Source organism: Primorskyibacter sp. S187A (genome assembly GCF_049800955.1).
In the GTDB taxonomy this organism is placed as follows: Bacteria; Pseudomonadota; Alphaproteobacteria; order Rhodobacterales; family Rhodobacteraceae; genus JAKVBH01.
The window spans coordinates 325,023-349,294 of the sequence record NZ_JBNAGA010000002.1; the positions used below are offsets into that span (position 1 = coordinate 325,023).

21 protein-coding genes and 1 tRNA gene are annotated in these 24,272 nt (G+C 57.5%); 15 read left to right on the forward strand and 7 right to left on the reverse strand.

The window, feature by feature from the left end; genetic code table 11:
- Nucleotides 1–49 precede the first annotated feature (49 nt).
- The 5 genes from motA to ACP15S_RS12565 all read left to right on the forward strand — a co-directional run bounded on the left by motA (nucleotide 50) and on the right by ACP15S_RS12565 (nucleotide 7,512).
- A complete protein-coding gene (motA, locus tag ACP15S_RS12545) occupies nucleotides 50–919 on the forward strand; it encodes a flagellar motor stator protein MotA (RefSeq protein WP_425039980.1) in 870 nt (289 codons plus the stop codon).
- Nucleotides 916–3,036 carry a hypothetical protein gene (locus ACP15S_RS12550; protein WP_425039981.1) on the forward strand — a complete coding sequence of 707 codons (2,121 nt, stop codon included), beginning with the start codon at nucleotides 916–918 and terminating at the stop codon, nucleotides 3,034–3,036. The genes motA and ACP15S_RS12550 overlap by 4 nt, the downstream gene beginning before the upstream one ends.
- A gap of 1,777 nt (nucleotides 3,037–4,813) precedes the next feature.
- Nucleotides 4,814–5,161 (forward strand): copper resistance CopC family protein, encoded by a 348-nt coding sequence (locus ACP15S_RS12555; protein WP_425039982.1) that lies wholly within the window; start codon nucleotides 4,814–4,816, stop codon nucleotides 5,159–5,161.
- Nucleotides 5,162–5,167: 6 nt separating this feature from the next.
- Nucleotides 5,168–6,127: a CopD family protein gene (locus tag ACP15S_RS12560; protein WP_425039983.1), complete on the forward strand. Its 960-nt coding sequence runs from the start codon at nucleotides 5,168–5,170 to the stop codon at nucleotides 6,125–6,127.
- A complete protein-coding gene (locus ACP15S_RS12565; protein WP_425039984.1) occupies nucleotides 6,124–7,512 on the forward strand; it encodes a multicopper oxidase family protein in 1,389 nt (462 codons plus the stop codon). The genes ACP15S_RS12560 and ACP15S_RS12565 overlap by 4 nt, the downstream gene beginning before the upstream one ends.
- A gap of 400 nt (nucleotides 7,513–7,912) precedes the next feature.
- On the opposite strand, the gene ACP15S_RS12570 is transcribed toward ACP15S_RS12565, so the two are convergent.
- A tRNA-Leu gene (locus ACP15S_RS12570) sits at nucleotides 7,913–7,999 on the reverse strand.
- Nucleotides 8,000–8,149: 150 nt separating this feature from the next.
- Here ACP15S_RS12570 and ACP15S_RS12575 point away from each other — a divergent pair.
- Entirely contained in the window at nucleotides 8,150–9,136 is a 987-nt protein-coding gene (locus ACP15S_RS12575; RefSeq protein ID WP_425039985.1) for a complex I NDUFA9 subunit family protein, read from the forward strand.
- Here the strand turns inward: ACP15S_RS12575 and ACP15S_RS12580 are convergent, their stop codons facing one another.
- From ACP15S_RS12580 to ACP15S_RS12595, 4 genes are all read right to left on the reverse strand, one after another.
- A complete protein-coding gene (locus tag ACP15S_RS12580) occupies nucleotides 9,137–9,391 on the reverse strand; it encodes a DUF6455 family protein (RefSeq protein WP_425039986.1) in 255 nt (84 codons plus the stop codon).
- Between the two features lies 1 nt (nucleotide 9,392).
- On the reverse strand, nucleotides 9,393–9,677 hold the full coding sequence (locus tag ACP15S_RS12585) for a DUF6455 family protein (protein WP_425039987.1): 285 nt from the start codon (nucleotides 9,675–9,677) through the stop codon (nucleotides 9,393–9,395).
- Nucleotides 9,667–9,927, reverse strand: a complete 261-nt coding sequence (locus ACP15S_RS12590) for a DUF6455 family protein (protein ID WP_425039988.1) — start codon at nucleotides 9,925–9,927, stop codon at nucleotides 9,667–9,669. The genes ACP15S_RS12585 and ACP15S_RS12590 overlap by 11 nt, the downstream gene beginning before the upstream one ends.
- Nucleotides 9,928–10,004: 77 nt before the next feature.
- Nucleotides 10,005–10,745: a M48 family metallopeptidase gene (locus ACP15S_RS12595; RefSeq protein ID WP_425039989.1), complete on the reverse strand. Its 741-nt coding sequence runs from the start codon at nucleotides 10,743–10,745 to the stop codon at nucleotides 10,005–10,007.
- 116 nt (nucleotides 10,746–10,861) lie between these two features.
- On the opposite strand from ACP15S_RS12595, the gene ACP15S_RS12600 reads away from it, so the two are divergent.
- Together ACP15S_RS12600 and ACP15S_RS12605 are read left to right on the forward strand one after the other, a co-directional pair.
- The gene (locus tag ACP15S_RS12600) at nucleotides 10,862–11,230 is read left to right on the forward strand and encodes a thiol-disulfide oxidoreductase DCC family protein (protein WP_425039990.1); all 369 of its coding nucleotides are present in this window, start codon (nucleotides 10,862–10,864) and stop codon (nucleotides 11,228–11,230) included.
- A 25-nt stretch (nucleotides 11,231–11,255) separates the two neighbouring features.
- Nucleotides 11,256–11,489: a hypothetical protein gene (locus ACP15S_RS12605; protein WP_425039991.1), complete on the forward strand. Its 234-nt coding sequence runs from the start codon at nucleotides 11,256–11,258 to the stop codon at nucleotides 11,487–11,489.
- A 66-nt stretch (nucleotides 11,490–11,555) separates the two neighbouring features.
- Here the strand turns inward: ACP15S_RS12605 and ACP15S_RS12610 are convergent, their stop codons facing one another.
- Nucleotides 11,556–12,110: an ActR/PrrA/RegA family redox response regulator transcription factor gene (locus ACP15S_RS12610; RefSeq protein ID WP_425039992.1), complete on the reverse strand. Its 555-nt coding sequence runs from the start codon at nucleotides 12,108–12,110 to the stop codon at nucleotides 11,556–11,558.
- 88 nt (nucleotides 12,111–12,198) lie between these two features.
- Nucleotides 12,199–12,822, reverse strand: a complete 624-nt coding sequence (locus ACP15S_RS12615) for an SCO family protein (protein WP_425039993.1) — start codon at nucleotides 12,820–12,822, stop codon at nucleotides 12,199–12,201.
- A 91-nt stretch (nucleotides 12,823–12,913) separates the two neighbouring features.
- On the opposite strand from ACP15S_RS12615, the gene regB reads away from it, so the two are divergent.
- The 7 genes from regB (at nucleotide 12,914) to addA (ending at nucleotide 24,235) form a co-directional block, all read left to right on the forward strand.
- Entirely contained in the window at nucleotides 12,914–14,287 is a 1,374-nt protein-coding gene (gene regB, locus ACP15S_RS12620; protein WP_425039994.1) for a sensor histidine kinase RegB, read from the forward strand.
- A 67-nt stretch (nucleotides 14,288–14,354) separates the two neighbouring features.
- Entirely contained in the window at nucleotides 14,355–15,875 is a 1,521-nt protein-coding gene (locus ACP15S_RS12625) for a PAS-domain containing protein (protein ID WP_425039995.1), read from the forward strand.
- A gap of 46 nt (nucleotides 15,876–15,921) precedes the next feature.
- Nucleotides 15,922–16,398: a tRNA (adenosine(37)-N6)-threonylcarbamoyltransferase complex ATPase subunit type 1 TsaE gene (tsaE, locus tag ACP15S_RS12630; RefSeq protein ID WP_425039996.1), complete on the forward strand. Its 477-nt coding sequence runs from the start codon at nucleotides 15,922–15,924 to the stop codon at nucleotides 16,396–16,398.
- On the forward strand, nucleotides 16,395–17,354 hold the full coding sequence (locus ACP15S_RS12635; protein WP_425039997.1) for an aminoglycoside phosphotransferase family protein: 960 nt from the start codon (nucleotides 16,395–16,397) through the stop codon (nucleotides 17,352–17,354). Before tsaE ends, ACP15S_RS12635 begins: the two co-directional genes overlap by 4 nt.
- Nucleotides 17,354–18,031 carry a nucleotidyltransferase family protein gene (locus ACP15S_RS12640; RefSeq protein WP_425039998.1) on the forward strand — a complete coding sequence of 226 codons (678 nt, stop codon included), beginning with the start codon at nucleotides 17,354–17,356 and terminating at the stop codon, nucleotides 18,029–18,031. The genes ACP15S_RS12635 and ACP15S_RS12640 overlap by 1 nt, the downstream gene beginning before the upstream one ends.
- Entirely contained in the window at nucleotides 18,024–20,918 is a 2,895-nt protein-coding gene (addB, locus tag ACP15S_RS12645) for a double-strand break repair protein AddB (protein ID WP_425039999.1), read from the forward strand. Before ACP15S_RS12640 ends, addB begins: the two co-directional genes overlap by 8 nt.
- Complete coding sequence (gene addA, locus ACP15S_RS12650) at nucleotides 20,915–24,235, forward strand: double-strand break repair helicase AddA (RefSeq protein WP_425040000.1); 3,321 nt, start codon at nucleotides 20,915–20,917, stop codon at nucleotides 24,233–24,235. Before addB ends, addA begins: the two co-directional genes overlap by 4 nt.
- Nucleotides 24,236–24,272: the final 37 nt, after the last annotated feature.

The following is a 24,272-nucleotide window of genomic DNA, read 5'->3' on the forward strand; positions in this document are numbered from 1 at the left end:
AATCTTAACTCGCATAGTTCACACATAGACTAAAGATTTGGGGATCGATATGATTGGTTTTGCTGGGATAGCTTGCGTATTTATCATGGTATTCGGTGGCTACATTCTAGCCGGCGGAAAAATGGGAATTATCATCAAGGCTCTGCCATTTGAGATGATAATGATTGGGGGCGCCGCCGTTGGTGCTTTTCTAATTTCGAACGATATGGCAGCCGTTAAGCATACAGTTAAGGACATCGGGAAGGTATTCAAAGGGCCCAAATGGAAGCCAAGTGATTACCAAGATTTGCTATGTTTGTTATTCGAATTAATCAGGCTTTCCAAGTCAAATCCAATTGGACTCGAAGAACACATTGAAGGCCCGAGCGATAGCGAAATCTTTGGGAGATATCCGAAAATCCAATCTGACAAAGAGGTCGTAAATCTCATTTGTGACACATTGAGATCGGCATCAATGAACTATGACGATCCGCATCAAGTTGAAGAGGTACTTGAAAAACGGATTGAGGCATCTCACCATCACGCGATGCATTCCAGTCATGCCTTGCAAACAGTAGCAGACGGCCTTCCGGCTCTTGGAATTGTTGCAGCTGTTTTGGGGATTATCAAGACAATGGGTAGCATTGATCAGCCACCAGAGATATTGGGGAAGATGATCGGTGGGGCTTTGGTTGGTACATTCCTAGGGGTCTTCTTGGCCTATGGATTTTTCGGACCATTCGCCGCGCGCGTTAAAGCTGTTACGGAAGAAGATGCACACTTCCCTAAACTTGTGAGAGAAGTTCTGATTGCCAATCTGCACTCTCATCCTACAAACATTTGCATTGAAGTTGGGCGTCAGAACACGCCAACACACATACGGCCAAATTTTGATGATCTTGAAGAAGCTATGAAATCCTTAAAACAGGACGCGGCATGAAAACGTTCATGGTCAGTTTTCTTTTTATTGCCTGGAGCACTATAGCAGCCAGCGACGTAAATGTTCGTTCGGGTGAGCATGAAGATTTCACTCGCCTGGTTTTTCAGATGCCTGAAACAAGGCAGTGGAAAGTCATTAATGACCAAGCCGGCCGATCGGCCCGAGTATTGGTCGCTCGATCCAAAATAGACTATAGCAGCGTTTTCGAGAGAGTGCCGAGAACCAGACTTTCTAGTATCTCAACGGTAGGCCCTGGCGAAATAATTCTTGAATTCGCCTGTAACTGCGAAGCAGAGTCCTTTACCTTTGGAGCAACAAGCTTCGTGATCGACATCAAGGAAAACGAAACCACTTCCACGCGAATTTCAGGGATTTTACCGCTAATCTCCGAAAACCGGCGCAAAACAAGTTTGATGCAATCAATAGACTTCAATCCACTCACAAATAAAGGCGACGCCAGAACGGTGGCAGAAAATTCGACTGAGATGGCTGATGCCAGAAAAAGCCTGCTTTCCGAACTCGGCCGTGCCGCCACGCAAGGCACTGTCTCTATTTCCTCTAATCGAAGTGTAGCGGATAGTTTCAGCGAACAACCAAATTTACCGAGTCAAGAGGCACGGGATGTTAAATCAGGAAACATCGGCATTTCTCCCACTACCGATAGAGTTAACTTTCGAATTGAATCAAGCATTGATGATGCATTGGCCTCAACGCTACGCGGTCAAACCTCGTCGTTGGCGGAGGCATGTTCTGTTGATCAATATTTGGATGCTTGGAATTGGTCTCCAGAAGGTGAATATATTGCTGATTTAGGTGTAATTCGTCGATCTTTGGTAAATGAAATGGGAGAGCTCGATCCTGAAGAATTGGTTAACTTAGCAAAGCTAAAGATCCACTATGGATTGGGTCACGAAGCCGTTGAGATTTTGAATGAATTTCCAATTCCTAGTGAACGCGACCGTACCTTGCAAGCTCTTGGAAGAATCATTGCTGATCAAGAAACCGTGAGCTATTTTAATGATTTAAAAGGGTGCAGTCCTGGAACTCTTTTCTGGGCGATTTTGTCTGGCGATGGTGGGATCTCCCCGTCTAGCTTAGATCAAAAATCACTTCTTTTGTATTTTGAAAAGCTACCAAAGACACTCAAGGTGGCCGTTGGTCCAAGGCTGGCAAACCGTTTGGAGACGGTCGGGCATGCTGAGACCGCTCAGCTCGCTCGATCAATTGCAAATAGAGGAACAGATTCTCTAGCATTACGAGTTCCTGGATTTCGCCAAGAGGCAGATGTCGTTTTAGAAGATTTAGAAGGTAGAATTGCGTCACTAAGAGAAATTGTTAATTCAAATTCAGAATATAGTACGAGCGCTTTAATAGAGATCATTGAAATTTCAGTGAAGAATGATCTTGAAGTTTTACAGCCCGATTTGGAATTGGCTAACTCGTTTGTCTTTGAACTTCAAGGATCTGATATTGAGCAACAGCTGATTGATGCTATTATTCTGGGATATTCTCATGGAAAGCTTTTTGACAAAGCCGCCGATGCGCTTTTGAATTTCGCGAAGCGCAATGCAATACCACACGCAACTGCTGATACATTTGCAGAAATGCTCACGAACACGTCTGATGACGCGGTCTTTTTGAGCTTGGTGTTCCGAATGGAAAACATATTCCGCTCCTTGGTAAGCCCATCAACAAAGGAAAAGATGGCAAATCGATTAGAAGAGCTTGGGCTATCGGGCGCTTCTAGTCGTATTTTTGGAGATTCGATTTCAGATCAATTGGCAAGCGTTACTTTGGTTGATCCAAGTGTAGAAGACTCCATTACTCCAGAAGAGCTTGCTGTCAGACCAGCGCCCTCGCTTATTGGCGCGCAAGGCGAGATTTCGATGTCAGAAGGTCGCTTTAACGAAATCACATCTGGGAGTGACAGTATGACTAGCGCCTCTGACTCTACCGATGGATCTAATAATGTCATTGATAGGCTCAAATCCCGCCGCGCTGGACTGTCGGAAGTTGATGGCTCTTTGGCGCAAGCAAATGAATTACTAGAGGAGGCTTCAGACGCTAGAATGTCGATATCTTCTCTTTTGAATTCAACAGATGTACTCTCACAATAATACTGAAGCTACCTTTTCCTTTGCATCCACACTCTTTTTCAATTGTTGAGTCTCTCTCTCTTAGGTTCGTTTGAAGTGCTTTCTCTTAGCCATTTGCTGGCGCACCATAGACCCGTCGAGAGAAAGACAGATACGAACTCTAAGCAGCGGTGGGCAGTCTAACTCAGTTCTTGAAATACGCCTACTAGAATAATCCAAACCTGCTGTGATGCTATGGAGACTAAATTGAATGAGCCGCCTAGACTACTCTACCTGACTGTTATCGATGCTACAACTCAACGACGGCTTACAGGGATACTGCTAAACAGGCATGTTGCGTTCTAGGTTTCCGATGAACAGTGCTGCGTTGCAATTTTCAACTGGTGGCAACCACACAAAGAAGCCAACACCGTGGTACCCTGCATCATAGGTTACATCGAAGCGAAATGCATAGTTACAGCTCGGGTTTTGCGCTCAAGGCCCAGTGCTCGAGTTGCGCTACCAAATGAATTTCTCTCCGATATCGAGGATGAGCCCATTTGATGACGTTGCTGATACAGTGTGTTGCGGTGACAATGGCATGCAATTCATGCCGGAAGACAATCCGTCGTTTCTCATGTCCACGATCCCTGTGTACCGTCGCGCAGCGCATCTATCAGCTACAGGTCCGGTTCAAATGCCACATAAATAAAACTCTTTGGTGGCTTCAATTTCGCTGCATCCAAGGACGACAGGTTTTTCCGCGCTTACCACAGACGCTTCGTGCGCCGTCGCTTTTGAGTAGTGGCAAAATTGTAGTGAAAATCTATGGCCGCAAGACGAAAGCTCAGTGTCGATGTTACGAAATGGAAGATGTCAAAGACGCTCAAACCTACCCTGTTTGACTAAGTACTTAAGGAAGCGCATGACTACTAACCATGACCGTTTGGCGGTCCATGCCAAAGGCAATGGCCCTCTACACGACATAAACTCAACTCAAGATCTCAACCTACGGCAACAGCACACCGATCCTGACGTCTTGAGAGCTCCAAGTGAATCTTTGACAAGAAGTTAATTCCCATCTTTGAATGCGGGACAGGTGCATCAATCGTAGGTCGCAGCCTGTCGCCAGAAAGTCGGAACAATCAGCGCAGAGCATCATCCTGCGCCGCAATATGTCTTGGATGCGCGCGCTCCCGTTCGGGCCATTGGCGCTTTAACCGTTTAGGGGCGACGCATAGCTCTGTCTTGGACAGATGCCGCCGCAGAATGGCACAACGATCTCCTAGCCCCGGCCTACCCCAGCTCCGGCACCGCGCTTGGTGGTATCCACCAGGATGCGATTGGTGTGGTACCAGGCATACCCCGACGCATCATGGGCACGCCGCCAAGCTGTCGTCGGGGCCGGATGACAACCAGTTGCTATCACCTTCCAGATTTGCTCCAAGGCAGGCGGATCGCGCCTAGCGCCTCATCCAAACAAAGTTCAGTCCGTCATGAACGATTGCCGACTCTGAACACCCTTTAAGAACCAAGGGACCACCAAAGCCACCGCAACAGGAGCATAACTCCGGAGCTCCATGTTTGCATCTGTTACACGCCTCTCTTTCACGACTTCCCATAGCAACCCCCGCCCAATGCAGCTTCGAAAGCGATGGGCGAATAGTCCAAGACAAGTGTTGACCTTCCAGTTACTGGATACTGCAAACTCTCATCGTGCAGGCCCGTGATCCACGTGTCTCGCGGATGCAGCCTGGGCGAGCGCATCTGCGAAAACTGGTACGCGCAATGCGATAAAACAAAAAAAGGACGCTTCCAGATGAACCATGGCCTGCTCGCATGTGCGCTTTTTCTGTGCCTGAATGGGGCAGCCCTGGCTCATTCCCAAAAGCAAGGTACCACGCCAGTGCACGGCGCACAGCTGTCCGAGGCACCAGAAATGATCCACATGGTATTCGATGATCCAATGCGCATAACGTTTGTGCGGCTGGTCAGCGCGGATGGTGCCGAAATTCCGATGCAGCGCGGGACCGGTCTGGAACTGTCGCTGGAATTCCATGCGGAACCGGGACCGTTGGCCCCCGGCAGCTATACCGTGGAGTGGCGAGGTCTCGCCTCCGACGGGCATGCCCTGCAAGGCAGTTTCTCGTTCGAGTTAATTGATTAGGACCTCATGCTGAGCACATTCCCTTCTGCTGATGCGATCACCTGGCTTTCGATCCTTGTGAAAGCGATAGCCTACGCCACCACGCTCCTTGCCATCGGTAGTGTGCTGGTGCTGTGCTTGTTGAAGGACCTGAGCGACAGTGGGCGCATCGCAGTGCAGCGCACAGCAGGCCTGTTTGCGCTGGCCGCAGCGATCTTCTCTCTGCTGAGACTGCCAATCCGCGCAAGCTTTCTGATGGGCGGCACCTGGGATGGAGCGTTGGACGCGTTGATCCTAGGCCTCGTTGCCGACAGCCCGCTGGGCACAAGCGTCGCAGTGCGGGTCGCCGGTCTGACGCTGATAGTGTTCGTACTCTGGAACCGGGCCGCAGGGCTGTGGCTCGCGCTCACGGGTGCGGTACTGGCCTCCACCTCCTTCGCGCTCAGGGGTCATGCGCTCGGGGATCTGCAGGTTTTGCTCGGCGGGCTGATCACGCTACACATTTTATGCCTTGGATTTTGGGTCGGCGCGTTTGGGCCGTTGATGCGCGCGGTGCGATCTGAAGAGCCCGCACACGCGGGCTGCTTGGCACAATCCTTTGGCGCGCAGGCGCTTTGGGCCATTGCTCTGCTGCTGGCAGCTGGCGGGGTCACGCTCATACTCTTTGGTGCGGCAAACCCCTCCTTTTTATCCAGCCCGTACGGTCAGATGTTTGCGATCAAACTCGGCCTTTTTGCCGGGGTGATGGCGCTTGCCGCCACAAACAAGCTCTCCTTGACACCTGCGCTGCTGGCCTCCAAGCCCGGGGCCGCCTCCCGTCTGCGCACCTCAATTGGGCTGGAGGCGACATTGGTGGCCGGCATCCTGATCACGACCGCAGCGCTCACAACGCTTTCTTCGCCTCCCTCGGGAACGGCGACAGACCAAATTTCCTTGCATGCGTTCCCCAAGGGGCGCACGCCAAACTACGTCGGAGACGCGTCATGACACGCCTGTCACGCAGGCACTTTCAACAATCACTTCTGGCGACCGCCGCAGCCACGATCCTACCCAGCGCCACGAAGGGGCAGTCTGCCCCGGTCCTTCACGCAAGGCAGGGCGCCGCGCGACTTGCCCCTTCTGACTATCCGGAAACCCAGATCTGGGGATATGACGGCTCCGTTCCGGGCCCCGTCTTGCGGGCGCGCCAGGGGGAGCGGTTCACGCGGCTCTTCCGCAACGATCTCCCGCAGGCCTCGTCGGTTCATTGGCACGGCATTCGCATCGAAAACGCCATGGATGGCGTCGTGGGGATGACGCAACCCGCTGTCGAGCCAGGCGCAGAGTTTCTCTACGACTTCGCGCTGCCAGACGCCGGCACCTACTGGTATCATCCGCACAATCGCACCTACGAACAAATGGCGCGCGGCCTTTACGGGGCTTTGATCGTCGAAGAGGCCGACGGCGCGCCGGTCGTCGATCTGGACGAAGTGCTTCTGATCGACGACTGGCGCCTCACGGACGACGCGCAGATCGCCGAGGGTTTTGGCAATATGCACGACTGGGCACATGGCGGGCGGATCGGCAATTGGATCACCGTGAACGGCGCGGGCAATTGGGCGCGTTCGGTCCCGCGTCATGCCCGGATGCGGTTGCGCCTCGTAAACACCGCAAATGCGCGGATCTTCCAACTCGAGGCACGCGGGTTGGAGGGCTGGGTCGTTGCGCTGGACGGTATGCCACTGGACGAGCCGCAGCCTTTGCGTGAGCTGACCCTTGCGCCGGCGCAAAGGGCTGACGTGTTCGTTGATGTCACTGGCGAGACCGGCATGGAGGCCTTGCTGGTCAGCATAGAGCGCGACGGTGGCTACGCCATTGCGGCCTTCTCCATTGGAGAAGCTAGGCGGCCAACCCGGTTGGGCGTCCCAGATGCACTACCACCGAATCCTGTGCCAGCCCTGGGACCGCTGGACACGGCCCATCGGGCGGAGCTCTTGATGGAGGGCGGCGCGATGGGGGGCATGCGCAGCGCCATGATGGGCGGAGAGATGAAGAGCATCCGCGACATGGCCGCCGAGGGAAAGGTTTGGGCCTTCAATGGCATGGCGGATATGAGTGATGCCCCACTGGTAGATGCGGCGTTGGGCGAAACCGTGCGAATTGCCATGACGAACGACACTGCATGGCCACACGGCATGCACCTGCACGGACACCACTTCCGACAGATCGGCTCGGATGGGACACTTGGCCCCCTGCGGGACACCGTCCTGATGAACCGAGGCGAAACGGTTGAGATCGCGTTTGTCGCCGACAATCCCGGCGACTGGCTTTTGCATTGCCACATGCTCGAACACGCGGCCGGTGGCATGATGACCTGGGTGCGTGTATCCTGAAGCGCAGCAATACATGAAACGTCGACAATTTAGCCTGACCGGCATCGCATCTGGCCTTGGCGCGACATCCCTTTCGCACCCGGCGCGCTCAACGCAGCCCATGCTGGAGGTTTACAAATCGCCAACCTGCGGCTGCTGCACCGCCTGAATCGACACAGGTGTTTGAGTGACACGCGTGAATGAGCGACTGTCCTCACATGAGGCGACGTCGCTGACATGTGGCGTGAAGCGCTGGGAACGGTCATCTGCTGGATTGGTGGGTAAGCAGTCGCTATGCGATCCTACCAAATGTCTCGGCGGCCTGCCCAGCGAGGATGGGATCAACGCCTTCGCTTTACGCATCTCAACCACCTGAGATACGCGGCAGCGGGTTATTGTTCAGCGGCATGAGAAAATCTGATGGTGCCCAGAAGAGGACTCGAACCTCCACGTCCATACGGACACTAGCACCTGAAGCTAGCGCGTCTACCAATTCCGCCATCTGGGCACGGTTTGGTGAGGACGGCTGATATAAGTGCGTTAGTGTGGTGTCAACGCCGAATCATTCAACTTAATCCAACGCGGCAACGTTACGCCTTGTTTGCCTCCCAGCCCGGGGATATGCACGAGGCGCACTTCGGCTATGGAGAGACTTACGATGTCCAAACTGGTCACCATCTACGGCGGTTCAGGATTTGTCGGACGCTATATTGCGCGGCGCATGGCGAAAGCCGGGTGGCGCGTGCGCGTTGCGGTGCGCAGACCCAATGAAGCGATGTTTGTGCGTCCCTACGGCGCTGTGGGCCAGGTTGAGCCTGTGTTGTGCAACATCCGGGATGACGCGAGCGTGCGCGAGGTGATGTCGGGTGCGGATGCGGTTGTAAACTGCGTGGGCGTGCTCAACGAAGTGGGCAAGAATACGTTCGGTGCCGTTCAGGCCGAGGGGGCAGAGCGCATTGCGAGGATCGCGGCCGAGACGGGCGTGAGCCGTATGGTGCAGATCTCAGCCATTGGAGCGGATGCCAATTCCGCGAGCGCCTATGCGCAAACCAAAGCCAAGGGTGAAGCTGCGGTTCTGGCACATATGCCGGATGCGATGATTCTCCGACCGTCCATCATTTTCGGACCGGAGGATCAGTTCTTCAACCGGTTCGCTGCAATGACCAAGTTTGGTCCGACCTTGCCGATTGTTGGCGCGGCAACACGGTTTCAGCCGGTATATGTGGACGACGTGGCGCAGGCGGCTGTGGAAGGTATTATCGGCGATGCGTCGGGCATCTACGAGCTTGGCGGGCCCGACGTGGAATCATTCCGCGCGCTGATGAAGCGCATGCTGGGCGTCATCCGTAAAAAACGGTTGATCGTGAACGTGCCCTTTTTTGCAGCGCGGATCATGGGCTGGTCCTTTGATATGCTGCAAACTGTCAGCCTTGGGCTCTTTACCAACGGTATGATTACCCGTGATCAGGTACGCAATCTGGCCAAAGACAACGTGGTCAGTGATGGTGCGAAAACACTGGCGGATCTTGGCATCACGCCGACGTCCATGGACGCTATTCTACCGGACTATCTGTGGCGTTTCCGGCCCGCCGGGCAATATGACGCCATCAAGGAATCAGCCCGTAACCTGCGGTCTGATCTGTGATTACTGCAATCTGAGCTGCCTAAGCTGTAAACGGTTTGGGCATTGCTCGGGCGGGGACGCGAGATTGGTGTTTTGCGCCATGATGTCTTGGCAGGACGAGGCATGGGGGCAGCCCCGGCACCTTGTGACCATGTTGGCGTAATCCGCAGGTTTCAGGCGCCCGTCGCGCAGCGCATCCCCAAGGTTCACGCCGATCATTCGAGCCATGCCGCGCGTCATGTAAAAGTGCAATGTTGGATCACCAAGCTGGGCCATGTCAGGACTCCTCGCATTCTGTTTGCGGCAATTGCGCGAAGGTCCGTTTGTTCAAGCAATAGTCCGGCGCGCTACGGTGTTCCGCCTCAAGCGCGGAGAGCCACTTCTTGCATTTTCCGACGTCTTGGCAGGTCCGGCAGGTTGCAACGATCTCGGACCATTGCGCATTATCGAGCGCACCTGCATCAAAAGCCGAGACAGCGTCTGCGCCGGTTTCATGCAACATGCGCTGCACGAGCCAGTAATGCGTATTGGGATCACCGAGATGTTGCGGATCACGCGCCATCTTGAAGCGTCTCGAACAACTTGGTGTTTCGGCAATAGCCCGGTGTGGTCGCTTGCAGGCCACGGCGTTCTGCCAGGTGCTGTGCGCAGGCCTCTGGATTGGTGCAATTCGTGCAGGACAGAACGGCATCCACCAATTCTGCCGGATCCAAATCGCCGCGCAGGACTTTTTCCTCGAGATCCACACCCATGGATTGCGCCATGTGGTCCACCAAAGCGGCATGCTTCTTGAACTGGTTTGTCGTCGCCATGAGATACTCTCCTCGATGTTGATCAAGGACAGGATGTCGCAATGTCGCTCAGGCTGCTTTGATCTGCGTCAACAGCTTCAATTCAGCTCGGAGGCCACCCGCGCGACAATCGCTTTGCGCGCGGCATTGGGCGGGTGCGTCCCCAGGAAGGCATTCCCGGGATCCGGGAGTTGGGTGAAGAATTGCGAACCGCGCACGGGGTCGTAGCCTGCGCGATGAGTGATGACGGTTCCCAGCGCATCGGCCTCAAGTTCGAATTCCTTGGAATAGCTGCGAGACCCCACCGCAGCGCCGATCTCTTGCCCCGCGCGAACAGCGCCGGCATCGCCCCCTGTGATCGCACCAATGACACCGCCAAAGACAGCCGCGCCAACTGTGGCGCTCTGCTGGCGGCGCTCCAGGTGATTGGCGATGTGATGGGCCGCTTCATGGCCGACCACAAAAGCCAACTCATCGGCATTTCTGACAGAGGTAATCAAAGCGAGATTGAAGGCCAGCACAGGGCGGCCGCGGCGGTCCACGGTTTGAAAGGCATTCGGAGGCAGCCCGACCCGATTGTCCACGACGATCTGAAAATCACAATTACCGGGTCGCTCTTCGCGACACATCTGCTCGGCAATCGGTTCCATCCGTTGAATAACAGAGACAAACTGATTGGCAGCCCGATCAGCTCGCGCGCGAATACTGGCGCGCTCCGATGCGCTTGGGCTGTTGGCCACTCGTTTTTCCTGGGGATGCGGGCGCGTTGGCCGCTCTTCCTGCACCTCGACGCTGCATCCCGCCAAGGCCAATGCCGCCACGATGATCCAAACCCGCATGCCGCCGACTCCACTTCAACTTGCTATGACATAACCGCGCAGACGCGGGCTTTCCAGAGTATAGCCCCTGTCCGGATGGCGCGCATTCACTAGGTGGTGAAGTGAAAGGAAGTCCGATGTCTGATCATGATCCGCTCGAAGTTGTCTATAATGATACATGCCCGATCTGTTCGCGGGAGGTGTCTATGTATAAATCTGCAACCGATGATGACGTCGTGTATCACGGGCTGTCCTCATGTGATCTTCAGCGATTTGGACTGAGCCCGGAGCAAGCGGCGCGCGAATTTCATGTGCTTCACAAAGGTGAATTGATCTCGGGCCTTGCGGCCTTTGCCTTGCTCTGGGAGCGCATGCCCCGAATGAAATGGCTGGCGCGTCTGGTGCGTATTCCGGTCCTCAGCATCGTGCTGGAGTGGATCTACACGCACATTCTGGCGCGCGCGCTTTTCGCAATGCATCAACGGCGCCAGGCACGGTTGCAATAGGATCAGGAGCGGGTAATCTCTCGATATGTTCAGCATAGAGCACGAGTTTGACGCCACAGTTGTGACCCTCGTCGATGAGGGCAGCGCGCCCTTGCAAGAGGATATCGTTGTTCATTCTTTCGAGGATTGCATCACTGTGGAGCAATACGATCCCCGCACGGACAGGACAAACAAGATCACCTTGTCCATGAGCCAGATGAAAGACCTCGCGGCAGCCATTTCGCTGCCTGAAGGCGTCTACTCCAGAAAAACCGACTAAAGCAAAACGACCAACTGCTTTTGGACAGATGGTCGTTTTGCTTGAAGATTATGGCGCGCGGTTAATTCAGCGCGGACTGCGCTTTGCGAGGATGCGCTGCAATGTGCGACGGTGCATGTTGAGCCTGCGGGCTGTCTCGGAGACATTACGATCACACAGCTCGTAAACGCGCTGGATATGCTCCCAGCGTACGCGGTCTGCACTCATCGGGTTTTCCGGAGGGGGCGGCAGATCATCGCCACGTGTCAACAACGCGTTCATGATGTCCGTGGCATCCGCCGGTTTCGACAGGTAGTCGGTCGCACCGATTTTGACCGCCGCAACGGCCGTTGCGATCGCGCCGTAGCCGGTCAGTACAACAACACGGCTCTCGGGCCGTTTGTCGCGAAGCACTTCCACGACATCAAGGCCGTTGCCGTCCTCCAGCCGCAGGTCGATGACCGCAAAGGCGGGCGGGCGGGCAGTTGCGATTGCCTTGCCTGCTGTCACGGACCCAGCCGTTTCAACAGAGAAGCCCCGCTTCTCCATTGCTTTTGCCAATCGTCTCAGAAAGGGTTCGTCGTCATCTACAAGAAGCAGCGATTTGTCTTCTATGTGATCGAGCGCATTATTTTCCGTCATGCATCCCTCCTCCGGCGCAAGACTTATAATTATCGCTCCGTTATCCCCGTTCAACTCGCCCCTGTCAAATAAGCGTTTCAAAAAGCGGTTATGCGTTCTCCACAAAGCATTGCACGGTATTGGCCATGGCTTCGGCGCTGGTATCGCGTCGGAAGAACTCCAAAAACCCGTGCTCGGGCGTCACAAAGTAGGTGAATGTCGAGTGATCCACGAGGTAATACTCATCGTCTGACGGCTGCACCTTGTAGTAGGTCCGGTATGCCTTGGACGCCGCGGCGACCTGCTCTTCCGTCCCGGTCAAGCCAATCATCTTTTCATGCACATTGTACGCGAAGTCTCCGACGGCTTCCGGGGTATCGCGCGCGGGATCAACAGAGATGAAGACCGGGGTCGCTGAAATGCCACGTTCCGCGAGGATGTCCACGGCCTCGGCGTTGCGGACTGTATCCAGCGGGCAGACATCGGGGCAAAAGGTGTAGCCGAAATAGACCAGTGTCGGCTCCGTGATCACATCGGTGTCGGTTACAACCTCTCCCGATGCATCAAGCAGCGAAAACGGCCCGCCGATGCTCCCGGCGCCGCCCGCAACATTGCTCGCGCGGCATTGCGCAAACGCGTCAGACGGGCCCGTTGCAAGATAGGTATATCCTCCGACGCCGCCGACGATGGCAACGAGCGCAGCAGCGGCGGCGATGGCAAAGTTCCGTTCCATGATCCTCTCCGGTCTCCGGTTTCTAGATTGATCGCATTGTTGTGCACACGTATCTATTCACAATCGCTCGACAAGGGACGAAAGCGCGCACATGTCAGACTCGCCCAGCGAATTCACGATGAACCGGCAACGCGGCAATTGGATTCGCCTGCGCACAATGATCTTGCTGAGGTGGGTCGCCATCGTCGGCCAGATGACCGCGCTCATCGTGGCCCAACGCTATTTCTCGCTGCAGCTTGAACTGGGGCTTTGCTACCTTGCGATTGGCGTCTCGGTTGTTGGCAATCTGATCGCCATCGCTGTCTTCCCGGAAAACAAGCGGTTGTCGGAGACGGAAAACACGCTCATGGCGCTGTTCGATCTTCTGCAATTGTCGTTTCTGATCTATTTGACAGGCGGGCTGAACAATCCTTTTTCCTTGCTGATCCTCGGGCCCGTCCTTGTCTCTGCGGCGGTCTTGACGACGGGGCCCACTGTGTTCCTCGCAGGCATCGCACTCATTCTGGTCACTCTTCTTACGCAGTTTCACCTGCCATTGCGGACCGAACAAGGTTTCATCCTGCGCATCCCGGACGTTTTCATCTTCGGCAAATGGATCGCGATTGTGATCGCGGTCGTGTTTCTCACGGCCTACAGCCGCAGGATCACCATCGAGATGCACTCTATGTCGGACGCGCTGAGTGCGACCCAAATGGCGCTGTCACGAGAACAGAAGCTTACCGATCTTGGCGGTGTCGTGGCTGCGGCCGCCCATGAGCTGGGCACGCCCCTCGCAACCATCAAGCTCACCTCATCAGAGCTGATCGACGATCTGTCTGACAGGCCCGAGCTGCGCGAGGATGTGGAGTTGATCCGCGATCAGGCGGATCGCTGCCGCGATATTCTCCAGTCGATGGGCCGTGCGGGCAAGGCAGACAAGCACGTGCAATCCGCCCCTCTGTCAGAGATCATTCAAATCGCCGCCGAGCCTCATGAAGGACGTGGCAAAATGCTCGTTTTCGACGGTCAGAGCGGCCATGACATCCCCACGATTGCCCGGGCGCCCGAGCTCATTCATGGCATCCGCAATCTGATCCAGAACGCCGTGGATTTCGCCCGTGCAAATGTCTGGATCGAAACCCGCTGGACGGAAGACACAATCTCGGTACGTATCCTCGATGATGGCATGGGATACCCGCCCCATCTCATCGGGCGAATTGGAGAACCCTTCGTGCGCAAGCGTCGGTCAGAAGCCGATCGCAAGGCCCGACCCGAGTACGAAGGCATGGGTTTGGGGTTGTTTATTGCCAAAACCTTGCTGGAGCGCTCAGGTGCCGAGCTCAGCTTTGCAAATGGATCCGACCCCTATGACAATGCGCATTCCCGGCCTGAGAAATGCGGGGCCATCGTTGAAGTCATCTGGCCGCGCGCCAGCATCGAGATGACGACTCCAGTCACTGGCGAGAACCAACAGATCACCATCTAGGCTTTAACAACCCTTAACGGTTTGTTAACCTCCAAATGCAACCATGCGTTGCGTCTCGGAGAAAGCCATGGGGAACATAGACCTAGACCCGATTCTTGTTCTTCTCGGTGCCCTCTTGGCAATCGGGTTTATCGCGTGCGCCTACATCACATCCACGACCCGCAAAGCCCCGAAAAACAGTCTGCCCGAGGCAGTGTCCGAGAGTGTTACGTTCCTCTTTGACGGAGATACGCTCGTCGATGTGAGCAAAGCGGCGCAAAGGCTGGCCGGTGGGTCCGGCGATTTTCGCGATATCGCGGAGAAGCTGGCGCATCGTTTTCCCGACCTGCCCCAATCCTTGAGCAACATCGCAAAGGACGTGCAAATCCTCTCACATTTGCCGGGGGATTCCGGGTACCTGCACATCAAAAGAAGCGCCAACCGCACAGCTCTAACCCTCCATGACCCGGACACCAATGCCTCGGATCGCCATAGCCTGCTGAGTGCAAGCTCACGGCTCGATCTTCTGGACAGCGTTGTGAAAGACGCCCCGGTAGCCATTTGGACAACCTCTGATCAAGGCCATGTCGTCGAACGAAATGCCTACTTCGGCACACTCGAAGAGCTCGCCGAAGGTCCGCCGTTTGATCTGGGTGAAAGCCCCTTTGATCTCGACAAGGGCCCGCGGCGCCTTTGGATCGAAGACAGCGAGAACAACACGCGCAAATGGTATGACATTACAACGCGCAAAACGGGCCCGGCCTCCTACACACACTACGCCATTAACGCTGATGCCATCGTCAACGCTGAAGTGGCCCAGCGCAATTTCGTCCAGACGCTGACCAAAACATTCGCCCAGCTCTCCATCGGTCTCGCCATCTTTGACCGGAAAAGGCAATTGGCGCTGTTCAATCCGGCTCTGATCGACCTGACAACTGTTCCCGCGGATTTCCTGAGCGCACGTCCTTCGCTCAACAGTTTCTTCGACCAATTGCGTGATCGGCAAATCATGCCGGAGCCGAGGAATTACAGAAACTGGCGCGATCAATTGTCGGACATGATAGCCGCCGCACAAGACGGGATCTATTGCGAGACATGGACCCTGCCCTCCGGTCTGACCTATCGGATCAGTGGCAAACCGCATCCCGACGGTGCTGTGGCCTTTCTGTTTGAAGACATCAGCGCGGAGATTTCCCTGACGCGGCGCTTCAGGGCCGAACTTGAGCTCAGTCAAAGCGTGATCGATTCACTGGACACGGCGCTGGCTGTTTTCTCGCGCAACGGCACGCTGACATTCTGCAACACGCGTTTTCGCGAACTTTGGAAATGCAGCCCGGACGAGAGTTTTATCGAGATGACGGTCTTTGATGCCTCGCGCATCTGGCAGGAACTTTGTGAAGCCAGCCCGGTTTGGGGAGAGCTTCGCAACTTTGTGACAACAGTGGATGAGCGAGCTGAGTGGGTCGATCAGGTGGTGCATATCCACGAAGGGCCTTTGTCGGTGGAAGCGGCCCCCCTGTCAGGTGGATCTTCCGTGGTGCGCTTCACCCTTCTGACCCCTTCAGCCAAGTCAAAAGCGCAGCAGAGTACTGTTCCGGATGACTCCTGAGCGATAGCGCTTTGCAAGCCTCTCGGCGCTTGGCTAGTGTCGGCCCATGCCAAGCACTGCGCCAACCTCCTTTCACTTAAATTCCCCTGAGGAGACCGAAGCCTTCGCCCGCCGCGTTGCGGCACTTGTCGACGGGCCAACGGTCCTTTTGCTGGAAGGGGAGATCGGCGCCGGGAAAAGCCATTTCTCCCGCGCCTTCATCCGGGCATGTGGTGCAACCGACCGAGACATTCCCTCGCCAACCTTCACTTTGGTGCAAACCTATGAAACGCCCTTGGGCGAAATCTGGCATTGCGACCTCTACCGCCTGACATCGCTGGATGAGATCGATGAGCTTGGCTTGTTCGCAGCCTTTGACACGGCGATTTGCCTTGTCGAATGGCCGGACCGTCTGGGCTCGGAAAGGCCGACCGATGCCTTGATCTTACAGTTCAAACATGGCGCAGCCGTCGAGGCGCGCGAGGTCACGCTGCGGTCGCAAGACGCACGCTGGGCGCCTTTGAGAGACGCGGTGACGTCATGAACCGCGGCCAGGACATCACCGTGTTTCTGGAGCAATCCGGTTGGCAGGATGCGGCGCAACTTCCGCTGGCCGGTGATGCATCATCGCGCCGATATCTGCGCCTCAAGCGAGGGTCACAGAGCCGCATAATGATGGATGCGCCGCCTCAGAGCTGTGGCAGTTCGCAAATGTTCATCACCATCGCGACACATCTGCGCAGCGCGGGTTTCAATGCACCCGAGATTTTCGACACGGATGTCCGTCAGGGCTTGATCCTGATGGAGGATTTCGGTGATGCCCTGATCGCAAATGTCCTTGCCGCCGATCCTGCCCGCGAACACGAGCTCTATGCTGCGGTCATTGACGTGCTGGCGCGCCTCAATACCTGCCCGTGGCCCGACCGCCTGACGCCAAAGTCGCCAGCCAAACTCGCGGAGATGGCCAGTCTCATCTTCGCGCATTATGCCCCGGATGTGCACGCCGAGGATCAACGCGCGGCGCTGGCGCTTCTCGAAAAGCACTTGAATGCAACGATGGATCTGCCGCCGGCCTTGGCGCTTAGGGATTTTCATGCCGAAAACCTGATCTGGTTGCCCGGTCAAACCCCTCGCATGCGGATTGGGCTGCTCGACTTTCAGGATGCAATCGTAACCCATCCCGCGTATGATCTCGTCTCCCTGCTCAAAGACGCGCGGCGCGATGTCAGCTCTGATGTTGAAGAGGCGATGATCACCCGTTTCATAGATCAGACAGGTCTGGATGAGGCGCGTCTGCGCCATGGCTATGCGGTCATGGGGTTGCAGCGGAACCTGCGCATTCTGGGTGTGTTTTGCAGGCTCGCCAGCGCGCGCGCCAAACCACACTACCTCAGCCTACTGCCGCGCGTTTGGGGCCATGTGCAAGACGCCCTCTCAACTCCGGCATTGATTGATCTCAAAGCGGCCTTTGCCTGCCTGCCCACACCGGAGGATCGCTGATGCCCGAGGCCGCGCTTTTCTTTGCTGCGGGGTTTGGCACGCGTATGCGCCCCTTGACGGATACCTGCCCCAAACCATTGATCCGCGTTGCAGGGCAAACCCTTCTGGATCACGCACTTGCCCTGGGCGAAGCGATCCCGCTCAAGCGGCGCGTCGTGAACACGCATTACCGCCATGAGCAGATTGAAGCGCATCTGGCAGGCCGCGACATCCTTCTGTCTCACGAGACGCCGGACATTCTGGAAACCGGCGGCGGTTTGAGACAGGCCTTGCCCCTCCTAGGAGAGGGTGCTGTCTTCACGTGCAACACCGATGCGATCTGGTCTGATGCAGCGGCCATGGCCCAATTGCGCGCCGCATGGGAGCCTGCGCAGATGGACGCGCTCTTGCTCTGCGTTCCTGCTGCTCGCGCCATTGGTCATGGCGGCGACGGGGATTTCAGCCTGTCGCCCGATGGGCAACTCACGCGCGGCGGGTCACTGATCTACACGGGCGTTCAGATCATCGACCCCAAAGGTCTCTCCGCCATCTCCGAGACCTCCTTTTCGCTCAATCTGCTCTGGACCGAGATGGCAGCCAAAGGGCGTCTGCACGGTATCGTCTATGGCGGGGCGTGGTGTGATGTTGGACAACCCGAGAGCATCCAGCTGGCAGAGGATATGCTGCGCCATGTTTGAGCCAACCGAGATACCACGTTTATTTGCCCTGCCCTGCGGCGTCGATTTCGGCGCCGAGGTCGTGCGCGGGCTGCAAGATCGCATGCGCCTGAGCCAACCGGAAGACATGGCCCGTGTGGAGCTGATTGTGAACACGTTGCGGATGCAGCGACGGATCACGGCGGCTTTTGACGCAAGCCCCGCAAGCTTCTTGCCCAAAATCCGGTTGATCACATCACTCGTTCCCGAGGAAGCTTCCGCGCAAGAACAGCCCTCGGCTCTCGCGCATCGTCTCGGATTGGTGGCGCTGGTGCGCCCGTTCCTCGAGGCCCAAAGGGATTTTGCGCCCTCCTCTTCGGCTTTTGATCTCGCCGATTCCGTTGCAGGGCTCATGGCGGAAATGGAGGAAGAGGGCGTCTCACTTGAAGCGCTCAGCAATCTGACTGTCTCTGAGCAATCCAAACATTGGGATCGCGCCTTGAGCTTCTTGCAAATCGTCTTGCAATACGCCGAGCAAAACAGCACCGGACCCACGGCCCGCGATACGATCGACACGCTCCTGCGCGATTGGGAAACCTCGCCGCCGCAGCATCCCATTATCATCGCAGGCTCCACCGGGTCCCGCAGCCCGGCCCACAGGTTGATGCAAGCTGTGGCCAGGCTTCCGCAAGGCGCTGTCATTCTGCCGGGTGTCGATACGGAAATGCCAAGACATGGATGGCGAGCGCTGGCGTCCTCCAAAATACAGGAGGATCACCCGCAGCATCGCATCCTCGCGCTTTCCCGGGATTTGGGTCTTGAGGTGACCGACTTGCCAACCTGGACCCACACCGCGGCACCGAGCCCTGCCCGCAATGCGCTCGCGTCCCTTGCGCTCAGGCCGGCCCCCGTCACGCACGCGTGGCTCAAGGAAGGGCCGCATCTGCAAGCTTTGGATCAAGCGCTCGAGGACGTTACACTTGTCGAAGCCCAGACATTGCGCGACGAAGCTCTGGCCATTGCATTGCGCCTACGCAAAGCCGCAGACGAGGGCACATCTACGGCGCTGATCTCCCCTGATCGGACGCTCACGCGGCTTGTAACGGCGATGCTGGATCAATGGGGTATCCTGCCCGACGACTCTGCTGGGATACCGCTGCACCTCACAGCGCCGGGGCGTTTCCTGCGCCATGTCGCTGATTTGCGTAGCGACAGGATCACCGCCGAAAAGCTGCTCATCGTTTTGAAACATCCGCTGTGTCATAGTGTTGCCGGGCGCAATGAGCATTTGCGTCATACCCGCGATCTGGAGCTGCACCTGCGCGCCGAAGGGCCGCCCTTCCCAGATGCGCGGATGATTCTTGAATTTTCCCAAGCCATCGGCGCGCCGGATTGGGGGGAGTGGCTGGTCGCCTGTCTCTTCGCCGATGCACCTGAAGACGGCGCACGTCCCCTCGCCCAGCAGCTGTTGGGACATCGCGGCGCAGCGGAGCGCCTGGCGGCCGGGATCGCGGCTGAAGGCACGGGCGGGCTCTGGGAGCAATTGCCCGGCATGGCCGCGCGCCGCGCCATGGATGGCTTTGCCGAGGCGGCTCCAAAAGGCCCGGACGTAACTGCGCAGGAGTATCTCGCGCTCTTTCAGGCCATTCTCTCTCGTGAGCAGCAGCGCGACAGAGATGCCGGCCATCCCCACATCCGCATTTGGGGCACCTTGGAAGCGCGGGTCATGGATGCCGAGCTTCTTATTTTGGGCGGGTTGAACGAAGGCAGTTGGCCGGAGGCCCCCGCGCCTGATCCTTGGCTCAACCGCGCCATGCGCAAGGAGGCGGGGCTGCTTTTGCCGGAACGCCGCATCGGCCTGTCGGCCCATGATTTCCAGCAAGCACTGGGCGCCAAGACCGTCTGGCTCACCCGGGCCTTGCGCAGCGATGGTGCAGAAACCGTGCCGTCACGCTGGCTCAACCGTCTGACCAATCTGTTGGGCGGACTGCCGGAAACAGGCGCGCCCGCTCTCAAAGCCGCGCGGCGGCGTGGCGCATACTGGATGGCTTTGGGCCAGCAATTTGAAGCGGTGGCGCGCATTGCGCCTGCCTATCGCCCCTCGCCGCGCCCACCGCTCGACGCTCGCCCCAAAAAGCTCAGTGTCACGCAGATCAAGACGTTGGTGCGCGATCCTTACGCGATTTACGCCCGCCAGACGCTTGGTTTGCGCCCGCTGGAGCCGCTCGCCAAAACGGCAGATGCGGCGATGCGCGGGATCACCGTTCACCGGGCGCTGGAGGCGTTCATTGAGGATGGGGAGATCAGCCAAGAGGCTTTCCTGCGGACCACCGCGGCGACGCTCGCGGAAGATGTTCCGTGGCCGGAAATGCGCGTTCTCTGGCAAGCGCGTCTGAAGCGGATCTCGGAGCAATTCATCGCCGATGAACGGCTTCGGCAGAGCGAAGGACACCCCGTTGAATTCGAGCCCGCAGGACGCTCCACGATCCCGCATCTCGATTTCACGCTCACGGCCAAAGCCGACCGAATTGACCTTCAAAGCGATGGGCGCATCGCGCTCTACGACTACAAAACCGGGCATGTGCCGACGCACGCCGAACAGAGGCGTTTTGACAAACAGCTGCAGCTGATGGCGGCGATGGCGGAAGCCGGAGCGTTTGAAAAGCTGCCTGCAACGCCTGTCGCCAAAGCAGAGTATCTTGGGCTGGGCCTGTCACCGAAGATTGTTTCCGCGCCTTTTGGTGATGGCGGGCCCGCGCAGACTTGGGCCGAACTCATGGATTTGATCGAAGCAATGCAATCGCCGGGGTTTGGCTTTACCTCGCGGCGCGCGATGCAGCGCGACAATGATCCCGGCACGTACGACCATCTGGCCCGCTTTGGCGAATGGGACACGACCCGCAACGTCACACCGGAAGATCTGACATGACCGGCCGCGACGAAGCCACCAGCGCACAGGTGCGCGCGGCCCGGCCCGATGCCTCGACCTGGCTCGCGGCCAATGCAGGTTCGGGCAAGACGCGCGTACTTACAGACCGTGTTGCGCGGTTGTTGCTCGATGGTGTGCCGCCGGAGCATATTCTCTGTCTGACCTATACCAAGGCGGCAGCCTCCGAGATGCAGAACAGGTTGTTCCAGCGTCTTGGTGAATGGGCCATGCTCGAAGATGTATCCTTGCGGTCCGCTCTGGGGGAACTGGGGCTGACCTCTACGATAGATGCCGACACGCTGGCCAATGCCCGCAGCCTCTTTGCCCGCGCCATCGAGACACCGGGCGGGCTGAAGATCCAGACGATCCACGCCTTTTGCTCCTCGATCCTCCGCCGCTTTCCTCTGGAAGCCGGCGTGTCTCCGCAGTTTCAGGAAATGGAGGACCGGTCCGGCCAGCTTCTGCGCGCGCGTATCCTGCAAGACATGGCCGATGGCCCGGAAGTGGATCTCGTGCACCGTTTGGCACAGCATCTCTCGGATGCGGACTTTGACACGATCACATCCGCCGTATCCCGCGCGCGCGAGCATTTTGAGGAGCCTTTGTCTGAAGCCGCGCTCTACGAGGCCTTTGGCGTGCCCGAGGGCGCAAGTGATACGTGGGTTTGGCAGGACGCCTTGGGTCCCAGCGACCGTGCGTTAATCGGACGCTTGGCAGAGGAGGCGGAGCAACAATCCGCAACCATGGTCACCATGGCGCAGTCTTTGCGCGTCGCCTTGAAGGCGCCCGATGACGCCTCTTGCGCGGCACATCTCGCGAAGGAGCTTCTGACCAAGGCGGGCACGCCCAACCAAAAGAAGCCCACAAAGAAAACCTGGGAGGCAATGGGCGGCGAAAAGCTTGCGCTGCGCGCCTTGATCGACAGGTTGTCCGATGCTTTTGATCGACCCCGACGACTGGCCGCCCTGGAACGCACCCGCGATTTGCATGCCTTCGCGCAGGCTTTTCTGCCGCGCTTTGCCGAGGCCAAAACCTTGCGGGGCTGGCTCGATTTTGACGATCTGATACTCAAGACGCGGGACTTGCTGTCCAACGACGAGGTCGCGCCTTGGGTGCTTTTTCGGCTTGATGGTGGCATCGACCATATCCTCGTCGATGAGGCGCAGGACACCAGCCCGGTGCAATGGGACGTGATTGATCGGCTGGCACAGGAGTTCACCTCCGGGCTCGGCGCGCGCGATGATGTGAACCGGACGATCTTTGTCGTCGGAGACAAAAAGCAATCGATCTATTCCTTTCAGGGCGCGGATCCGACCGGGTTTGACAGGATGCGGGAGCGGTTTCGGGACAAGTTGCGATCCATCGAAGCGGTCTTTCAGGATGCTGTGCTCGAATATTCCTTCCGGTCTGCGGAGGCGATCCTGTCGCTTGTGGATTGTACGTTCGAGAACCGGGAGGCGTCGGGCTTTCCAAAAGGTGCGCGGCACCGCGCCTTCAAGGCCGAGATGCCGGGCCGAGTCGATCTTTGGCCCGTGGTCGCTCCAACCGAGAAGCCTGCGGAGCGCGTCTGGACGGACACGGTCGACCGGGTCGATGATACCCATGAGACGGTTCGTCTGGCCCAGCATGTCGCCCACCAGATCGGCGAGATGCTGAGCGGCAACCATGTGCTGCCCGTGTTCGATGAAGACGCAAAACAATGGCGCGGACGCCGGATCGAGCCGCGCGATGTGCTGATCCTTGTGCAGCGACGCTCCGGCCTCTTCGAAGAGATCATCCGGGCTTGCAAGAACGCTGAGCTTCCCATTGCGGGCGCGGATCGCCTGAAGGTCGGTGCCGAGCTGGCAGTGCGCGATCTGGCGGCGCTTTTGTCCTGGCTGGCCCTGCCTGAGGATGATCTCTCGCTTGCCACAGCCCTCAAATCGCCTCTGTTTGGCTGGAGCGAGCAAGACCTGTTCACTCTCGCCCATGGGCGCGACAAGCAATTCCTCTGGCGCGTTCTTGAAGCGCGCAAGGAGACCCATGCCGAGACGTGGGCCATGCTGCAAGACCTGCGCGATGCCGCGGATTTTCTGCGCCCCTATGATCTGATCGAACGCATTCTCATTCGCCACAAGGGACGCTCGCGCCTGCTGGCGCGCCTCGGGCCGGAGGCGGAAGACGGCATCAATGCGCTTCTGGAGCAATCCATTGCCTATGAAAGCAGCGAGACACCGAGCCTGACGGGTTTTCTGATCTGGTTGGAAACGGACGATCTGGAAATAAAACGCCAGCCCGATGCCGCCTCAAACCAGATCCGCGTGATGACCGTACACGGCGCGAAGGGTCTCGAAGCGCCAATCGTCATTCTGCCCGATTGCGGCGCGCGTCAGAACAGCGTCAAGGACGACATCCTCACCGAACCCGGAACAGCTGTCTGGAAAACCAACGCCGATGCCATGCCCCAGCCCATGACGCCATGGATTGACGCTGTCAAACAGCGGCAGGCAGAGGAGCGCGACAGGCTGCTCTACGTTGCCATGACCCGCGCGGAGAATTGGCTGATCGTGGCGGCAGCCGGTAAACTCGAAGGCGAGCCCGAACCCTGGCACACGACTGTGGCCCGCGCCATGGATATGCAGGGCGCTGCGGAGCATGGATTTGAGGGCTTGGGTGGGGGCTTGAGATTGACCAATGGTGCCTGGCCCGAAGCCGCCGTAGAGGCCGCCTCTGCCGTGGACAGAACGCCCCTTGCCCCGCCCGACTGGATCACGCAGACCGCCCCGGAGCCAAACGTGCCGCTGCCTGTGTTGTCACCCTCCAACCTTGGCGGAGCGAAAGCCCTGGCGGGACAGGACGGCATGGATGAGGAGGCCGCGCTGGCGCACGGCACTGCTGTGCATCAATGGCTTGAGCGTCTTGCCGAGGGTCGCGCTATCCCATCAATGGATGCTATTCCCGAGGTCGCCAAACACGAGGCGCAGCGCGTTTTCTCAGACCCGGCGCTGGCCCATCTTTTTGCCCCTGGCACGTTGGGAGAGGTATCGCTTTCCGCCGATGTCCCTGAGCTGGGGCGGCGCCTGCATGGTATCATCGATCGGCTTGTCATTTCCGAGAAAGACGTCATCGCGGTGGATTTCAAAACCAATGCCACCGTGCCCGCAGATGTCGAACAGACCCCCGAGGGTCTGCTGCGGCAGATGGGGGCTTACGCGCATATGTTGGCGGAAATATATCCCGACAGGCAGATACGAACCGCACTTTTGTGGACGCGCACCGCAAGTCTTATGGAGTTACCCCACGATCTTGTGACGCAGGCGCTGATGCGCACGACATAGCCTTGACGCTGGCCCCTTGGCTTCTTAGGTTCCGCCC